The organism is Pedobacter folensis (genome assembly GCF_056490665.1).
This window is the reverse complement of sequence record NZ_JBWJIF010000001.1, coordinates 1,960,269-1,977,641: the sequence shown is the minus strand read 5'-3', so window position 1 is coordinate 1,977,641 and position 17,373 is coordinate 1,960,269. Positions and strand designations below refer to the sequence as shown.

The window sequence follows — 17,373 nt, the reverse complement described above, 5'->3', positions numbered from 1 at the left end:
AGTAATCATTATCATATGAAATCAACTAAATACCTATATCTAATTCTCTTAACTATCTTCATTATCTTTTCTTCCTGCATCATCTTGAAACAGCAGGACAAACCCACTTTATTCCTCATTGGCGATTCGACCGTTAAAAACGGGAAAGGCAAAGGCGATGGTTCTTTATGGGGCTGGGGAAGTTTTATCGATAATCTATTTAATACCGAAAAAATCAATGTCGAAAATGATGCACTTGGCGGCACCAGCAGTCGTACTTTTCAAACCAATGGTTTGTGGGATGCGGTTTTGGCAAAAGTAAAAAAAGGCGATTTTGTGATGATGCAGTTTGGCCATAACGATAGCAGTCCGCTGGATGATACCGCCCGTGCCCGTGGTACCATAAAAGGCATCGGAACGGAAAGTAAAGAAATTTACAACCCGATTAAGAAAAAGCAGGAAGTGGTATACACGTATGGCTGGTACCTGCGCAAATTCATTAGCGATATAAAAGCTAAAGGCGCAACACCGATTGTTTGCTCACCAATTCCGCGCAATCCGGTTAAAGATAACGCGGTGGTTTTAGCCAACGACAGTTATGCGGGTTGGGCTGAAGCGGTGGCAAAAGCTGAAAAAGTCGATTTTATTCCATTAAATCAGCTCATTAAAGATCAATATGCCGCTTTAAATGCGACTGAGGTAAAGACCTTTTTTACCGAGAAAGACCACACCCATACCAACGAAGCCGGTGCAAAGTTAAATGCAACGGCTGTGGTAGAAGGTCTAAAGAAATTAAAAACCAATAAACTGAATAGCTACCTGAAATAAGTCACCGGGCAGGATACTACAGGATGCTTTCCTGCCGATATTGTTTTATTTTAACAGCCTAACCAAATACCAGCGGTGATAAGCCGTTCAATTTTATGCAGATACAGATAAACCGGGTGTTCATAGTGCTGATAAGCATGGCTTTAATATTTTTAAGCATTCCGAAAACACATGCCCAAAGTATTTCACTGGCAGGCAAATGGCGTTTCAAAATAGATGCTAAAGATGAAGGCATAAAAGGAAAATGGTATTCATCCGTTCTTCCTGAATCCGTTAATCTACCAGGTTCGATGGCCGAAAATTTAAAAGGCGACGATATTACTTTAAAAACAAAGTGGACCGGAAGCATTTACGATAGTTCTTACTTTTTTCATCCACGTTTAGAAAAATACCGTAAACCCAATAACTTAAAAATACCTTTCTGGTTAACCCCTGCCAAACATTATACCGGTGCTGCCTGGTATCAGAAAGCTATTGAAATCCCCGCCAGCTGGAAAGATAAGCGGCTGGTATTATCTTTAGAATACCCACATTCCGAAACAAGGGTTTGGATAGACGATATCGAAATCGGTACGCAATTTACCTTTGTAGTCGCTCAGAATTTTGAACTCCCGCCAAATTTAAAAGTAGGAAAACATACCATCACTTTACTGATTGATAACCGCATCAAGGCAATCAATGTAGGGCAGGATTCGCATAGTTTAACCGATCATACCCAGGGCAACTGGAATGGGGTAGTTGGCAAAATGGAACTGCTGGCCGGCTCGCCTGTTTATTTTGATGATATCCAGGTTTACCCTGATCTGAAAAATAAGTCTGCCAGAGTTAAAATCCAGTTGAAAGCCAATGCTGGCACATCCTCTACAGGGAAAATTACGTTGGCTGCTACAACTTTCAATACCAAAAATATCCTGCAGGTCAAACCAGTAACAGCTGTTTATCAGATCACCAATGGTGAAGGCAGACTGGAAATCAATTTGCCAATGGGCAATAAAATAGCCACCTGGGATGAGTTCGATCCGGCATTGTACCGTTTAACCGCCACACTGAATTCGAAAGACGGTAAAAAAGACGAGAAAAAAATACAGTTCGGCATGCGCGAATTTAAAGCGGTAGGCAGAACTTTTGAAATCAATGGCCGTCCGGTTTTTTTACGCGGTACGGTTAATAATTGCGAATTTCCGCTAACCGGTTACCCATCAATGGATGTTGCGGCATGGGTACGTATTTTTAAAATTTCGAAAGCCCATGGCTTAAACCATATGCGTTTTCATTCATTTTGCCCTCCTGAAGCTGCCTTTATTGCCGCAGATCAGATAGGTTTTTACCTGCAGCCAGAAGGACCGAGCTGGGCCAATCATGGTTCGTCAATCGGAGATGGAAAACCGATCGATCAGTTTATTTATGATGAAACCAACCGCATGGCTAAAAGCTATGGCAATTATGCATCTTTTTGTATGATGGCCTATGGAAATGAGCCACGTGGCAGGCAGGTTGAATACCTGACCAAGTTTAATAATTACTGGAAAGCCAAAGATTCGAGACGATTATATACCGGCGCATCGGTTGGTGGAAGCTGGCCGGTTATTCCAAACAACGAATTTATGGTACGTGCAGGTGCCAGGGGTTTAGACTGGGGCAGAAAACCAGAAAGCATTTCAACTTATGCCAAACAGATCGAACAGTTTACGGTGCCCTTTGTGGCACACGAAATGGGTCAGTATTGTGCCTTCCCCAATTTCGATGAAATTAAAAAATACACCGGTGTTTATCGAGCAAAGAACTTCGAAATGTTTCAGGAAGATCTTAAAGACCACGATATGGCTGATCAGGCGCATGACTTTTTAATGGCTTCGGGCAAATTACAGGCACTTTGTTATAAAAACGAAATCGAAAAAGCATTGCGGACGCCAAACTACAATGGTTACCAGCTTTTATCCTTAAATGATTATCCCGGACAGGGAACGGCACTTGTTGGTGTATTGGATGCCTTCTGGGATGAGAAAGGTTATATCACCGCCAAAGCATTCAAACGTTTTTCTAACAGCACGGTACCCTTATTAAAAGTTTCGAAGTTTGTTTTTACCAATAACGAAACCTTAGCAGCTGCGGTAGAAGTGGCCCATTTTGGGAAAGCACCGATAGAAAATGCGAAACTCTCCTGGACGCTCAAAGATGAAGGCGGCACAAATGTGGCGAAAGGTAGTTTCGATCCTAAAACCTTAGCCATAACCAATTGTATAACGATAGGAGAGATTAAATTTCCCCTAAATAGCATTACCAAAGCCACAAAACTAAAATTAGAAGTTACCATTGATGGAACTGAATTCGCGAACGACTGGAGTTTCTGGGTTTATCCTGCAGAATTACCACAGGTTAAAAGCAATGTATATTACTGTACCAGTTTAGATGACAAAGCCCAGTCGGTTTTGGCCGAAGGGGGCAATGTTTTCCTCAATGCATCAGGCAAAGTGGTAAAAGGAAAAGAAGTGGTGCAGACTTTTTTACCGGTATTTTGGAATACCTCTTGGTTTAAAATGCGTCCGCCACATACACTGGGTATTTTATGCGACCCAAAACACGCTGCTTTTAATAATTTTCCGACCGATTTCCACAGCGATATGCAATGGTGGGAGATTGTCAATAAATCGCAGGTGATGAACCTCGAAGATTTTCCATCGGGCTTTAAACCAATTATTCAGCCGATCGATACCTGGTTTCTGAACCGCCGTTTGGCGCTGGTTTTTGAAGCGAAAGTGGGCAAAGGAAAGTTGATTGTTTCGAGCGCCAATCTTTCGCCTGATTTAAAAGATAGCCCCGCGGCTCAGCAGCTTTATTTCAGTTTGCAGCAATACATGATGTCTGATCAGTTTAATCCAAAATATGAAGTGGCTTTTAATACCGTAAAAGATATCTTCGAAAGTCCGTCGAAAATCCAGTTCGATACCTTTACAAAAGATAGTCCGGACGAATTAAAACCAAAACCGAAAACCAATTAAGATAAGCGAAACCACCATGAAGAAATTTATATTCAGCTCCGCTATACTATTCAGCATATCTGTCCAGTTACTTTTGGCACAGAAAATCCCAAATAAAAAGGAGGTTCTAAAAGTATTAAAATCAACAAATGCTTATTTCATGAATAAGTGGCCTGATGCCGGGAAATCGATCATAACCAACCGGGAAAGGCCAAGCAACATCTGGACAAGGGCCGTTTATTACGAAGGATTAATGAATCTTTATCAAATCCATCCTGAAAAAGCATATTACGATTATGCCGTTCAATGGGGGCAAAAACATAACTGGGGTTTAAGAAATGGTATTAGCACCAAAAATGCCGACGATCAGGCCTGTGGACAAACCTATATCGATCTTTATCTGATTGATCAACAGCCCGAGCGCATCAAGGATATTAAAGCCTCGATCGATCTGGTGATTAAATCGGGCAAGGTAAACGATTGGACCTGGATCGATGCGATACAAATGGGGATGCCTGTTTTCGCCAAATTGGGCAAATTATATAACGATACCACCTATTACAATTACATGTACAAAATGTACCTACACTCCAAAAATACTGAAGGTGGTGGTTTGTACAATGCCAAAGATGGCCTTTGGTGGCGCGATAAAGATTTTGTGCCGCCTTACAAAGAACCTAACGGAGAAGATTGTTATTGGGCTCGAGGAAACGGATGGGTTGTGGCTGCACTGGTACGTGTATTGGAAATTATCCCTGAAAATGAACCTCACCGCAATGAATATTTAAAAACCTATCATGAAATGATCAAAGCTTTGGTGCCGATCCAGCGTACTGATGGTTTTTGGAATGTAAGTTTACATGATGCCACGCATTTTGGTGGTAAAGAAACTTCAGGTACTGCCTTGTTTGTATATGGTATGGCCTGGGGGGTAAACCAGGGGATTTTAGATAAGGCGACTTATTTGCCTATCATTACCAAAGCCTGGAATGCCATGACCAAAGATGCTGTTCAGAAAAACGGATCCATCGGTTTTATGCAGGGAACAGGTAAAGAGCCAAAAGATGGGCAACCGGTAACCTATACCAGTGTACCTGATTTTGAAGATTATGGTTTGGGCTGTTTTTTATTGGTCGGAACTGAAGTTTATAAACTTAAAAAATAATGAAAATGAATGTCAGAAACCTGGCTGCTTTATCGGTATTAATGTGGTTGTTCTTGCTGCCAAAACAAAATATGGCACAAAGGGCAGGTATTGCTGTTTCTGAAATTAACAGTGTTTCATCGTTCCCGATTGTTGATGGAGGAAAAGTATCATCCATTTATATCGATGCAAAGGATGCTGAAGTCGTAGGTATTGCGGCTACTGCTTTTAAAGATGACATTCAATTATTAACTGGCCTTACTTCGCCGGTTTTTAAAAATAATACAACTTTGAGTGCCTATCCGATCATTATCGGTACGCTTGGGCAGTCTTTTTATATCGATCAACTGGCTAAGACTGGTAAAATCGATCGTACCACTTTAGTCGGCAAATGGGAAACTTTTTCGGTTTCGGTAATCGAAAATCCTGTCAAAGGCGTAAAAAGAGCATTGGTAATAGCTGGAAGTGACAGGAGGGGAACAGCCTATGGTGTATTTCAATTGTCAAGGATGCTTGGCGTATCACCCCTTTGTTGGTGGGCGGATGTGAAGCCTGCGCCCAAAAAATCGTTATACATTAAAGCTGGTCAGCCCTTAGTGGAGTCGCCATCAGTTAAATACCGTGGTATTTTTATCAATGATGAAGATTGGGGCATTCAGCCCTGGGCCGCTAAAATGATGGATACTGATGTGAAAGATATCGGTCCGAAAACCTACACCAAAATATTCGAACTGTTGCTCAGGTTAAAAGCCAATTACATCTGGCCGGGTATGCATCCTTCAACCAAAGCGTTTTATTATTATGCCAACAATCCGGTCATGGCCGATAAATATGCCATTGTTTTAGGTTCCAGTCACTGCGAACCGATGCTGCGGAATAATGTTTTCGAATGGGCAGAGAATTTTGAGCACGAATACGGTAAAAAACCTGGCGAATGGCGTTACGATCTGAATAAAAATGAAATGGCCAATTACTGGACCGACCGTGTAAAACAAGCTAAAAATTACGAATCGGTTTATACCGTGGGGATGCGTGGTATTCACGACGGCAGTATGCCCGGACCGAAAGATAAAAATGCAAAAGTAAAGTTGCTGGGCGAAATCATAACTGATCAAAGAACAATTTTAAGCAAGAATATTACTAAACCCGTAAGCACTATCCCACAGATTTTTTGCCCTTACAAGGAGGTTTTATCTTTATATCAGGCAGGATTGAAACTTCCTGATGATGTAACCATTGTCTGGGCGGATGATAATCATGGTTATATCCGTCAGCTTTCTAACCCTGAGGAACAAAAACGATCGGGCGGAAGTGGGGTGTATTACCATATTTCGTACTGGGGTGCACCGCAAGACTACCTGTGGCTTTCTTCTATTTCTCCATCCTTGATTTCTTGTGAGTTAACCAAAGCCTATCAGTACAAAGCCGATCGACTTTGGGTCATAAATGTGGGTGATATTAAACCTGCTGAAATGGAAACACAATTTGCGATGGACCTGGCCTGGAATGTAAATCAATGGAAGCCGGAAAATGCAGATCGATATGCCGAAAGCTGGGCTGCTGAAACCTTTGGCGCTGAGTTTGCAAAACCCATTGCCGATATTAAAGCCGTTTATTACCGTTTGGCACATGCTGCTAAACCAGAGCATATGGCCAGTGTTACTTTCACTGATGAGCAGGCCGAAGAAAGATTGGCCGCTTATGAAAAGATTTACAATCAGGCTAAAAGTTTAAATGATCAGATCCCTGCACGATTAAAAGATGCTTATTTCGAATTGATTTTGTATCCTGTTGAAGGTGCCATGCTGATGAACCAAAAGATTTTATACGCTAAAAAAAGTTTGGCCTTAGCGGCAAAGGGAGATCAGTCCGCTTTGACTTATTCGAAAAAATCAAAAGCTGCTTTTGAACAGATCCAGTTGATCACCAAAAAATACAATGAAGAAATTTCAGGTGGCAAGTGGAACGGCATGATGAGCTGGAAACCTCGCGATTTAGCGGTTTTTAAAATGCCAAAAGTAGCCGATTCTATTGCTGCGAAACCATCAGGCGCAGTAGCGAAAACTGAAAATAAAATTATTCTTCAGGCCGCTAAATATGCCGAGAAATCTGTTCCAAAAGGAGTAACATTACAAACTTTAAAAGGATTGGGCTTAGGCGGCGATGGTATTTCGGTTTATCCCTTTACTTTTAAACCAATTGATGAAAAAGAGATTAAAAATGCTGCTTATGCCATTTACAATGTTGATTTTAAAACACAGGGTGAGCACCAGATCGAAGTGAAATGCCTGCCTACGCAAGGGGTTAATAACGGCATTAAAGTGCGTTATGCCATTTCGGTAAATAACGACACGCCGCAAGTGATTAACATTTCTCCGGCTTCAGAAAATAACATCTGGAAACAGAATGTATTACAAGGTTACGCTTCAGGTTTGACCAAACACGAGATTAATAAAACAGGTAAATCGACGGTAAAAATTTATATGCTCGATCCGGGCTTGGTAATTAACCAGTTTGAAATACAATAAATATGATGAAGAAACTTTTAGCTTTTGCACTAACCTTAATTTTTATATTTTCTATTGCCAGGGCACAAAGCATTGGCGATTACAAATCTGGTTTTAAGAAAACAGGAAATACCATTTCATTTTCAACCACAAGGGGAGAAGTGAAATTTGAATTCTGTACACCGGAAATATTCAGGATCAGAAGCAGCTGGGACGGTAAATTCGAAGCCAACGAAAACCTGATGGTAATCAATTACAACTGGCCCAATGTTACGGTTAAAGTATCGGATAAAAAAGATCATTTTTTGCTTGCTACAGCAAAATTGGTTGTTAAATTATACAAGGCCCCTTTTAGAATTGATGTTTTTGATGCCAAAGGTAAATTGCTGAGTAGCGAAGTAAAGGGAGCGGTAAGTAAAGAAAATACGCAGGTTGGGGTGAGCAAAAAACTGCAGGCCGATGAACATTTTTTTGGTTTTGGCGAACGCATGGATTTTATGGATCGCCGTTTTAAAAAACTAACCTTAAATGTGGGCCGTGGCAAAGGTTTGCCACATGCTATTGGTGCTTACAATATATTAGAGGCCAATTATTGTCCGGTTCCGTTTTTTATGAGTACAAAAGGCTACGGTATTTTCTTCCATAATTCCTTTGCCACCGAATGGGATATGGGCGCCACGAAAAAAGATCAGTACAGTTTTAAAGCTGCTGATGGAGAATTGGATTATTATTTCATGTATGGGCCAACTTTTCCGTCCATTTTAGATCACTATACCAGTATTACCGGCAAATCGCCGATGTTACCGCAGTTTGCCTTAGGTTTACACGCAGGTACGTATAGCGGGGGTACATGGGGGCATGAGGCTCAATCTTCTGATCATTATGTGGTTGAGCTGGCAAAAAAATACAGGTCATTGGGAATACCGGTTGATCTGCTTTGGTTAGATTCTACCTGGCGCTTGTTTGGCGAAAATGGCGGTAAAGGTGCCACTTCTTTTGAATGGAGAGAAACCTTTAAAGATCCAAAATCGATGTTTGATAGCATTTACGCTATGAACTATAAAATGGTGGGCTTGCATCTTCGTCCGCGGTTTGATAATGCCAAAAAATTAAACCTGTTAGATCAGGCGAGGGAAAAAGGTTATACCTATCCTGAAAATGGTAAACCCGGCGAATTTGTAAACTTTTTCGATGAAAAGGCTACACAGTGGTGGTGGGATAACGGCGTAATGCGGGTAGCAAAATTAGGTGCAAAATTCCTCAAAACAGACGAAGGCAGTGCTTTTGGATCGCTGGCCAACGAAAGTGAGAAGGTTGGTCCAACCGGAAAAGATGCCGAACGTTTACATAATCTTTTCCCTATCGCTTATGCCAAAGCGCCGTTTTTGGAGTTTGAACGATTTAATGGTTTTAGGGGATTGAACCAAACCCGTGAAGGTTATTCAGGTATCCAACGTTATCCTTATATTTTCGCCGGCGATTGGCCTAGCGAATGGCAATATTTTGCTCCGGTAATTAAAGCGGGTTTAAATGTTGGTCTTTCAGGCGTAGGTTCATGGGCGCATTGTATGGGCGGTTTCGAGCATCAGGCTGATCCGGAATTGTATATCCGTTGGGTGCAGTTTGGGATGTTTAGTCCGATTGCCTTGGTTTTCGGGATGGATCACCCTGGTTATAAAGAGCCCTGGAAATATGGCGAAGATGCTTTGCGTAATTTCAAAAAATATGATCTGTTGCGTTACCGTTTATTCCCTTACCTGTACACGAGCATGCACCAGCAATATGAAACAGGTTTGCCGATGATGAGGGCTTTGGTTTTAAACCATCAGGATGACGAAAATGTATATGAAATTGGCGATCAGTATATGTTTGGCGATCATTTAATGGTCGCCCCGGTAACCACTAAAGGGGCCATTACCCGTTCTGTTTATCTGCCAGAAGGCACCTGGTTTAATTACTGGACAAACCAAAAATACGAAGGCAAAAGTTATCACCATGTGGTGGCGCCTTTAGATACGATTCCGCTTTTTGTTAAAGCGGGCAGCATTATTCCGATGCAGCCGGAAATGACCTACAGTGGCGAAAAACCCGTTGATGTGATTACCCTGGATGTTTTCCCTTACGACGAATCTAAATATGACCTGTATGAAGATGATAATTTAAGCGCGGCCTACAAAACAGGAAGTTTTGCTTTAACGAAGATCACCTCTTCATTAACCGCATCAAATTTTACACTGAAAGTGGCCAAACCAACAGGAAGTTTTAAGCCAGGTAAGCATAAATATCTGGCCAAAATACATTGGACAGGAAAAGCTGATCCAACAACGGTCTCGGAGAATGGGCAAAAAATAAAAGCTTTAAAAACACCAGATCGTTTAGATAAAACTGAGGGCTGGTTTTATGATACCAGGAATAAAATACTCTGGATTAAATCAGCCGGAGATAACAGTGCAGATTTGAACTTTGTCGTGAATTAATGGGGAGTTCCTCGGTCTGTGTCCTCACAGACCGAAACTGAACGATTTTTTGGCAGAGAATAATAACTAGTGGTTCGTGGGGACACGAACCACGGAAGAAATAAAATCCTTAAATAATAAAATTGATCACATGAAAATTGCATTTAAGATGAAACTTAAACCCGGTTTTGAAAAAGAATACAAAAAGCGCCACGATGAGATCTGGCCAGAGCTATCAACTTTATTAAAAGAAAATGGGATCAGCGATTATTCTATTTTTTTAGATGAAGAAACCAATACCCTTTTTGCTGTGCAACAACAAAACGGCAGCTCCTCGCAAGATTTGGGCAGCACACAGATTGTACAGAAATGGTGGGCATACATGGCCGATATTATGGAAACCAATGCCGATAATTCTCCAAAAACATTCCCTTTAGAAATGGTATTCCATTTAGATTAACGATATGCAATTACATCGATTCTGTTCTGTTCTGCTGTTTAGTACGCTAACTTTTGGTCTGGCCAAAGCACAAAAGCCTGTAAAAAATACCGGTAGCTGGCCGGTTATCGAAAAGCAGATGAAACCCTGGACCCGCTGGTGGTGGATGGGGAATGCTGTAGATGAACAGAATTTAGACCTTGTTTTAAAGAAATATGCCGATGCTGGCCTCGGTGGAGTAGAAATCACCCCAATTTATGGAGCCAAAGGCTTTGAAAAACAATATCTCCAGTTTTTGTCTCCTGAGTGGATGAATATATTACACCATACGGTAAATAAAGCCAATACTTTAGGCCTGGGGGTTGATATGAATACGGGTACAGGCTGGCCGTTTGGTGGTCCGCAGATTAAACCCGAAAACGCTGCAACCAAACTGATTACCCAGCAATACACGCTCAAAGCGGGCGAAAAGTTAATGGAAGCCATTAAGGTTAAAGAAGCCAAACAGGATTTCGCGCAGTTACAGGCTTTAACCGCTTACGGTAATAATGGCGAGGTACTCAATTTGCTTTCTAAAGTTCAGGCTGATGGATCTTTAAATTGGTCGCCCACTAGTGGCAGTTGGGATATTTATGCTGCTTTTGCAGGTAAAACACGGCAAATGGTTAAACGTGCTGCCCCGGGAGGAGAAGGTTTTACTTTAGATCACCTCGATAAAAATGCAGTCGATGTTTACCTGAAAAGATTTTCGGATGCTTTTGGAAGCAAACCACAAGGTGTTCGCTCATTTTTTAACGACAGTTACGAAGTGTATGGCGCAACATGGACGCCAACCTTCTTTCAGGAATTTAAGAAAAACAGAGGTTACGACCTGGCCAGTTATATTAAAGAATTAAGCGGTAAAGATTCTACAAACGAAAACATAGCCCGTTTAAAATCAGACTATCGCGAAACCATGGATGAACTTTTGCTGCATAATTTTACGCAAAACTGGACCGGTTGGGCTCATCAGCTTAAATCGGCTACTAAAAACCAATCGCATGGATCGCCGGGTAATCTGCTCGATCTTTACGGTGCGGTAGATATCCCCGAAACTGAAACCTTTGGTTCGAGTTATTTTCCTCTCCCAGGGCTTAGACGCGATGCAGCAGATATCCGTAATGTAGATCCCGATCCGATGATGTGCAAATTTGCCTCTTCTGCGGCACATACCGGTGGTAAAAAACTGGCTTCTTCAGAAACCTTTACCTGGTTAACTGAACACTTTAAAACCTCTTTTTCGCAATGTAAACCAGAAGCGGAACAATTGTTCCTGGCAGGTATCAACCATATTTTTTATCATGGTACCACCAATTCGCCCACAAATGCGCCCTGGCCGGGGTGGTTGTTTTATGCCTCGGTAGAAATGAACCCGAACAACAGTTTATGGCCGCAGGCGCAGGGTTTAAACAATTATATCACCCGTTGCCAGTCTATTCTTCAATCGGGAACCCCTTATAACGAACTTCTAATCTACTGGCCCATATATGATGTATGGAACAAGGCAAAGGGTTTAGATATGGCTTTGAAAGTACATGATGTTGATGAGTGGTTACATCCAACGGCTTTTTATAAATTATCGAAAGAACTCTCTAAGTCAGGTTATTCTTTTGATTTTGCATCTGATCGGTTATTGAAGCAATCAACGGTGAACCAGGCATTAATCAGTACCAACACGGCAGCTGCGCCATATCAGGTACTCATCGTTCCGCAGTGCCAAATGATCAGTCCGGAAACTTTAGATCAGATGATCAAACTGGCCAGCAACGGCGCAAAAGTTATTTTTCAGGCATTGCCTAAAGATGTTCCGGGTTTAAATAACCTGGATGCAAGGAGAGCACAGCTCAAAGCCAGCCTGGCTAAATTGACTTTTACCGATGGTCCTAATGGAATTAAACAATTTAAGATTGGCTCAGGCCTAATCCTATTAGCGAACGATATACAAAGAGCATTAAGTTCGATAGCGATTAACCGAGAAACTTTAACCGATACCGGCCTTCAGTTTATCAGAAGAAAAACAAATACCGGCAAATATTATTATCTGGTAAACCATACCGCTAAAGATATTGATACCGAACTTTCCTTAAATGAAGAAGGCAAAGTTTTAATTATGGACCCGCAAAGCTCGAATGTGGGTGTGGCGGCAATACGCGATAAAAAGGTTCGCGTACAGCTTAAATCGGGGGAGAGTTTATTTTTAAAAGTGGAGCGTAATGTAATAATCAACACGCCCTGGGTTTATTTAAATAAAGTTGCGAACACCATCAATCTTAACCAGTCCTGGAATTTACATTTTACCCAAGGTGGACCAGAGCTTCCTGAAGGTCAGAAATTAGATAAGTTGGTCAGCTGGACCACTTTGAGCGACCCTAAACTACAGGCCTTTTCGGGTACTGGTGTTTATACTTCAGGTTTTAACTTAAGCTCAAAAACCGCTAAAGAATATGTTTTGAACCTGAACCAGGTTGATGAAAGTGCCAGGGTGTGGATCAATGGACAGGAAGTAGGTATTTTATGGAGCATTCCTTTTCGGGCCCGTGTGGGTAAATATTTAAAAGCAGGTCATAATACCATTAAAATTGAAGTGGTTAATTTGATGGCGAACCGCATCCGTGATATGGATATCAAAAAAATACAATGGCGGAATTATCACGAAATCAATTTCGTCAATATTAATTATAAGGATTTTGATGCTTCAAACTGGAATGTAATGCCTTCAGGATTAATCGGTCCGGTAAGTATTACAGCTTTTAATTAATGAAATATTGGTGAACAAACTTAGTTGATCTCAGGCGGCTTAGGTAGTCAAATAACACTAAGCATATTTTGGAATTAAGATTATTTACAGGCTATGCAACATTTTATCATGAAAAAACTCATTATACTCGCTTTGTTTACGGTCATTGCTATAAATGCCATGGCTCAGGATTATATCATCACCAAATTTGGTGTAAGTGCCGATAGCACCAAACTGAATACCAAAGCGATTCAAAGTGTGATAGATAAAGCTTATCAAAAAGGAGGGGGAACGATCGTTATCCCAAGGGGTGTTTACCTCAGCGGGGCACTTTTTTTTAAGCCTAAAACAAAACTGCTGTTGCAGGAAGGTGCTGTACTTAAAGGATCTGATCAGATCAAAGATTATCCATTTATCCCATCACGTATGGAAGGGAGGAGCCTTAAATACTTCGCCGCATTAATTAATGCGACAAAAGTTGATGGTTTTAGTATTTCGGGCCCAGGCACTATTGATGGAAACGGACTTAAATTCTGGAAAACATTTTGGGCACACCGCGATTCGCTTAAAAAATTAGGAAGGGAATCTACAAACTTAGAGGTGAGCCGTCCACGTTTACTTTTTATCTGGGGATGTAATAACGTGAATATTAAGGGCGTAAAATTGCGTAATGCTGGATTTTGGACAACTCATTTATACCAATCGAATAATGTATTAATTGAGAATTGTGATATCCGCTCGCCATTTCGTCCGGTAAAAGCACCCAGTACAGATGGTATAGACATTGATTTTTGTAGAAAAGTAACCATCAGGAATTGTTATATCTCGGTGAATGATGATGCCATTTGTATTAAAGGTGGTAAAGGACCCGATGCACAGAAACTACCGGAAAACGGAGTTGTTGAGGATATTTTAATTGAAAATTGTACCATTGGCGAAGCACATGCTACTTTAACCATGGGAAGCGAGTGTATTCATGCACGCAATATTACCATGCGAAATTGTAAGGTAGAGAATAACTGTCCGATTTTAAAAATGAAAATGCGTGGCGATACTTATCAGCTTTATGAAAATATTACCGTAGAAAATATTACCGGGAAATGCGGCGCCATTATTGATCTAAACCCCTGGAAACAATTTTTCGATCTGGCAGGCAGCACAGCAAAACCATTTGGTACCATCAGGAACATTAAAATCGCCAATATTAAAGTGGAGGCAACAAAATTTGGCGAAATGGATGGCAACCCTGAAGATAAAGTATCAGGCTTTCTTTTTAAAGATCTGGAAGTTATCACCAAAACGCCATTTTTGAAAAACAGGTATCAGGATGTTAAAATTGAAAACGTAATGGTAAATGGAGCGCCATTGGTGGTTAAACCTTAGTTAATCCAGTTTCCGGTATTTACCAGGCATTGCATGGGAAAAGAATAATCCGTCATACTGAACTTGTTTTACTGCGTAGCTTTCCGCTTTGCTACAGGTCAGTATCCATCATGCTGTTAAGACCCTGAAATGAATTCAGGGTGACGACCAGAGTGGTAAAATTCACATTTATGGCTTGCGCTCGTTTCCAGATGAGATTAGCTGAATTTCGTCATACTGAACTTGTTTTACTGCGTAGCTTTCCGCTTTGCTACAGGTCAGTATCCATCATGCTATTAAGACCCTGAAATGAATTCAGGGTGACGACCAGAGTGGTAAAATTCACATCTATTGCTTGTGCTTGTTTTCAAACGAGATTAGCCGGATTTCGTCATACTGAACTTGTTTCAGTATCCATCATGCTATTAAGACCCTGAAATGAATTCAGGGTGACGACCAGAGCGGTAAAATTCACATCTATTGCTTGTGCTCGTTTCCAAACGAGATTAGCCGGATTTCGTCATACTGAACTTGTTTTACTGCGTAGCTTTCCGCTTTGCTACAGGTCAGTATCCATCATGCTGTTAAGACCCTGAAATGAATTCAGGGTGACGACCAGAGCGGTAAAATTCACATTTATGGCTTGTACTCGTTTCTAAATGAGCGTTAGCTGGATTTCGTCATACTGAACATGTTTTACTGCGTAGCTTTCCGCTTTGCTACAGGTCAGTATCCATCATGCTGTTAAGACCCTGAAATGAATTCAGGGTGACGACCAGAGCGGTAAAATTCACATTTATTGCTTGTACTCGTTTCCAAATGAGATTAGCTGAATTTACCAATTACAAGTTGCAAAGAACGGTCGTCATTCCCGCGCAGGCGGAAACCACGAAGTGTTCAGCGAAGCTAATCTTAATTCAACATATAAACATGGCTAAACATTAAGATTCCCAATCAAGTTGGTAATGACGATTTACCTATACCTGCCATCTCCAGATAAATGTTTTTAACTCACCTTATCATCGGGTTTGTCCAGAAAGCACAAAAAAAGAGTATTTATGTGGTCTGTGGAGACACAGACCACGGCAAATTAATACATCTCTATTTCCGTGCTTTCAGTGTTTCCGTGGCAAAAGAGCAAAACACTACCAATCCAGCTTCAACAAAGCTACCCCTTGCCTGGCCAGTTCCATTTCAAAAGCGCCACTTGTGGTGTCAAATTTTCTGGGTTTAGCAGTCATTTTAAGTTGCCCTGCTTTTTCTAATGCTGCAATTTGTTTCGCATCCGGGTTTTGTGGCGATCCTATTTTTTTCCATATCGCATAAGAATTACTGTTTTCAGCATCAATGCGGTATTCGGTTATGGTTACTGTTTTTGCGGGTAATTTATTTAACAAAATGGAAATAAGATCTTTCGAATCCGTTTTATCTTCATCGTGATAATTCCACAGCATAACAGCTGCCGTTTTTTCGGCTTTAGTGGCTAAAACACCTATGTCTGTCTGGGCTTTCCTGATGCTCGAATCTAAAATAGAAGTTAAACTGTACATGCGGTTGCTTATGGCTTCCACACGGTTCCCTTTCATCTGGCCAAACATCCTGAATACATTTAAAACAGGTTTGTCGACGCCGTTGGTGGCTAAATCGCGAAAACCCGCAAACCATGGCTGGTTTTCAAATTCGAACGACCAAGTAACGGCACCTAACAGATTGATGTTATATTGATCTGTAAGTTCATAAAGCCGGGCAAAGGAGGCTGCGGTATAACTCGAATACATCGTGCCGTTACGATAAGCATTCTCCGGATTGGTACTCATGCCGCAGGCGGCGCAACCTTCGGGATCGGATTCGCCAATAATAACAGGGATGTTTTTAAGCTGAGGGTATTTACTAATAATTTTATAATTGCCATCAATATTGCGGAGCTGGGTTTTAACATTCATCACCACAGTTCCGTTTGAAACTTTTGGCGATCCTTTTGCATGGAAAAGTACAGCATCTAAAGGCGATCCGATTTTACCGGTTACATAATTGGTATCGTTTAAACAATGTTTGATAAAGGCATCTAAATACCTGGTACCACCGCCGGTTACATTGGCACCACCAATTTTTGCAGTGGGCAAAGCCCTTTTAAGTCCATCGGCAGCATAATCGTAAAGTTTAAAGAATTCGGCCTGTGTACCTTTCCAATAAGCACCATCAGGCTCATTCCACACTTCCCAGTACCAGCTTTCTACCTCTGCCTGGCCATAACGTGCCACACTGTGTTTCACCCATTCGTAAACCAGGTCTCCCCATTTTTTATAATCTTTAGGTGGATAGGCCCAGCCGGTTAAAATTTCCTCATAACGGACACCTGGTTTCCATTTGTGTTGGTACGGAAAAGGTTTGGTTGACAGCGCTTCGGGCATAAAGCCAATTTGCGCCAAAGGTTTCATGCCTCTTTTGACGTAGCTATCAAAAATCTGATCAACAATTTTCCAGTTGTAAATGGGCTTGCCGTTTGCATCTTCAGTATAAGCATTCGTCGACCCCCATTTTAAGGCAGGAGTGCCATCACCAGAGGTCAGTAAATTATGCGCCCGTACATATACCGGAACCGGACTCAATTTAGAAATCTCCGTTAATAACTTCTGACCATCTTTCATATAGGTATAATTCGGTTCATCATAACCAAACCAGGCCCAAATGGGCTTCATTTTCGCTATATTCTTGTCGAAATTAACCTGAATGTTCGCTTTTGATTGAGCATTGGCCGTACAGATAAAAACGGATAAGCTAAAGAATAGGAGGTAAGCACTTTTTAATGTTTTCATCACTTTTTATTTTAGATATTTCGTCATACTGAACTTGCTTCGGTATCTGTCATGCCTTGAAGACCCTGAATTAAATTACGTTCGGTGA

At 41.2% G+C, this 17,373-nt stretch carries 9 protein-coding genes; 8 read left to right on the top strand and 1 reads right to left on the bottom strand.

Annotated elements, in window-relative coordinates:
* Positions 1 to 15: 15 nt before the first annotated feature.
* The 8 genes from AC04QZ_RS07695 to AC04QZ_RS07660 all read left to right on the top strand — a co-directional run bounded on the left by AC04QZ_RS07695 (position 16) and on the right by AC04QZ_RS07660 (position 14,490).
* Positions 16 to 807, top strand: a complete 792-nt coding sequence (locus AC04QZ_RS07695) for a rhamnogalacturonan acetylesterase (RefSeq protein WP_478357273.1) — start codon at positions 16 to 18, stop codon at positions 805 to 807.
* Positions 808 to 944: 137 nt separating this feature from the next.
* Positions 945 to 3,806 (top strand): exo-beta-1,4-galactosidase, encoded by a 2,862-nt coding sequence (locus tag AC04QZ_RS07690; protein WP_478357272.1) that lies wholly within the window; start codon positions 945 to 947, stop codon positions 3,804 to 3,806.
* A gap of 16 nt (positions 3,807 to 3,822) precedes the next feature.
* Complete coding sequence (locus AC04QZ_RS07685; protein ID WP_478357271.1) at positions 3,823 to 4,950, top strand: glycoside hydrolase family 88/105 protein; 1,128 nt, start codon at positions 3,823 to 3,825, stop codon at positions 4,948 to 4,950.
* A gap of 5 nt (positions 4,951 to 4,955) precedes the next feature.
* Entirely contained in the window at positions 4,956 to 7,457 is a 2,502-nt protein-coding gene (locus tag AC04QZ_RS07680) for a glycosyl hydrolase 115 family protein (protein ID WP_478357270.1), read from the top strand.
* Between the two features lie 2 nt (positions 7,458 to 7,459).
* On the top strand, positions 7,460 to 9,913 hold the full coding sequence (locus tag AC04QZ_RS07675; RefSeq protein WP_478357269.1) for a glycoside hydrolase family 31 protein: 2,454 nt from the start codon (positions 7,460 to 7,462) through the stop codon (positions 9,911 to 9,913).
* A 130-nt stretch (positions 9,914 to 10,043) separates the two neighbouring features.
* The gene (gene rhaM / locus AC04QZ_RS07670; protein WP_478357268.1) at positions 10,044 to 10,352 is read left to right on the top strand and encodes an L-rhamnose mutarotase; all 309 of its coding nucleotides are present in this window, start codon (positions 10,044 to 10,046) and stop codon (positions 10,350 to 10,352) included.
* Between the two features lie 4 nt (positions 10,353 to 10,356).
* Positions 10,357 to 13,128, top strand: coding sequence for a glycosyl hydrolase (locus AC04QZ_RS07665; protein WP_478357267.1), 2,772 nt, complete (start codon positions 10,357 to 10,359; stop codon positions 13,126 to 13,128).
* A gap of 108 nt (positions 13,129 to 13,236) precedes the next feature.
* Positions 13,237 to 14,490 carry a glycoside hydrolase family 28 protein gene (locus tag AC04QZ_RS07660; RefSeq protein WP_478357266.1) on the top strand — a complete coding sequence of 418 codons (1,254 nt, stop codon included), beginning with the start codon at positions 13,237 to 13,239 and terminating at the stop codon, positions 14,488 to 14,490.
* Positions 14,491 to 15,614: 1,124 nt separating this feature from the next.
* Here the strand turns inward: AC04QZ_RS07660 and AC04QZ_RS07655 are convergent.
* Positions 15,615 to 17,285, bottom strand: coding sequence for a GH39 family glycosyl hydrolase (locus AC04QZ_RS07655; RefSeq protein WP_478357265.1), 1,671 nt, complete (start codon positions 17,283 to 17,285; stop codon positions 15,615 to 15,617).
* Positions 17,286 to 17,373 lie beyond the last annotated feature (88 nt).

Coding starts and splice junctions, on each gene's coding strand:
- AC04QZ_RS07695 (WP_478357273.1), top strand. CDS start 16: ATGAAATCAACTAAATACCTATATCTAATTCTCTTAACTATCTTCATT.
- AC04QZ_RS07690 (WP_478357272.1), top strand. CDS start 945: ATGGCTTTAATATTTTTAAGCATTCCGAAAACACATGCCCAAAGTATT.
- AC04QZ_RS07685 (WP_478357271.1), top strand. CDS start 3,823: ATGAAGAAATTTATATTCAGCTCCGCTATACTATTCAGCATATCTGTC.
- AC04QZ_RS07680 (WP_478357270.1), top strand. CDS start 4,956: ATGAATGTCAGAAACCTGGCTGCTTTATCGGTATTAATGTGGTTGTTC.
- AC04QZ_RS07675 (WP_478357269.1), top strand. CDS start 7,460: ATGATGAAGAAACTTTTAGCTTTTGCACTAACCTTAATTTTTATATTT.
- rhaM (WP_478357268.1), top strand. CDS start 10,044: ATGAAAATTGCATTTAAGATGAAACTTAAACCCGGTTTTGAAAAAGAA.
- AC04QZ_RS07665 (WP_478357267.1), top strand. CDS start 10,357: ATGCAATTACATCGATTCTGTTCTGTTCTGCTGTTTAGTACGCTAACT.
- AC04QZ_RS07660 (WP_478357266.1), top strand. CDS start 13,237: ATGAAAAAACTCATTATACTCGCTTTGTTTACGGTCATTGCTATAAAT.
- AC04QZ_RS07655 (WP_478357265.1), bottom strand. CDS start 17,285: ATGAAAACATTAAAAAGTGCTTACCTCCTATTCTTTAGCTTATCCGTT.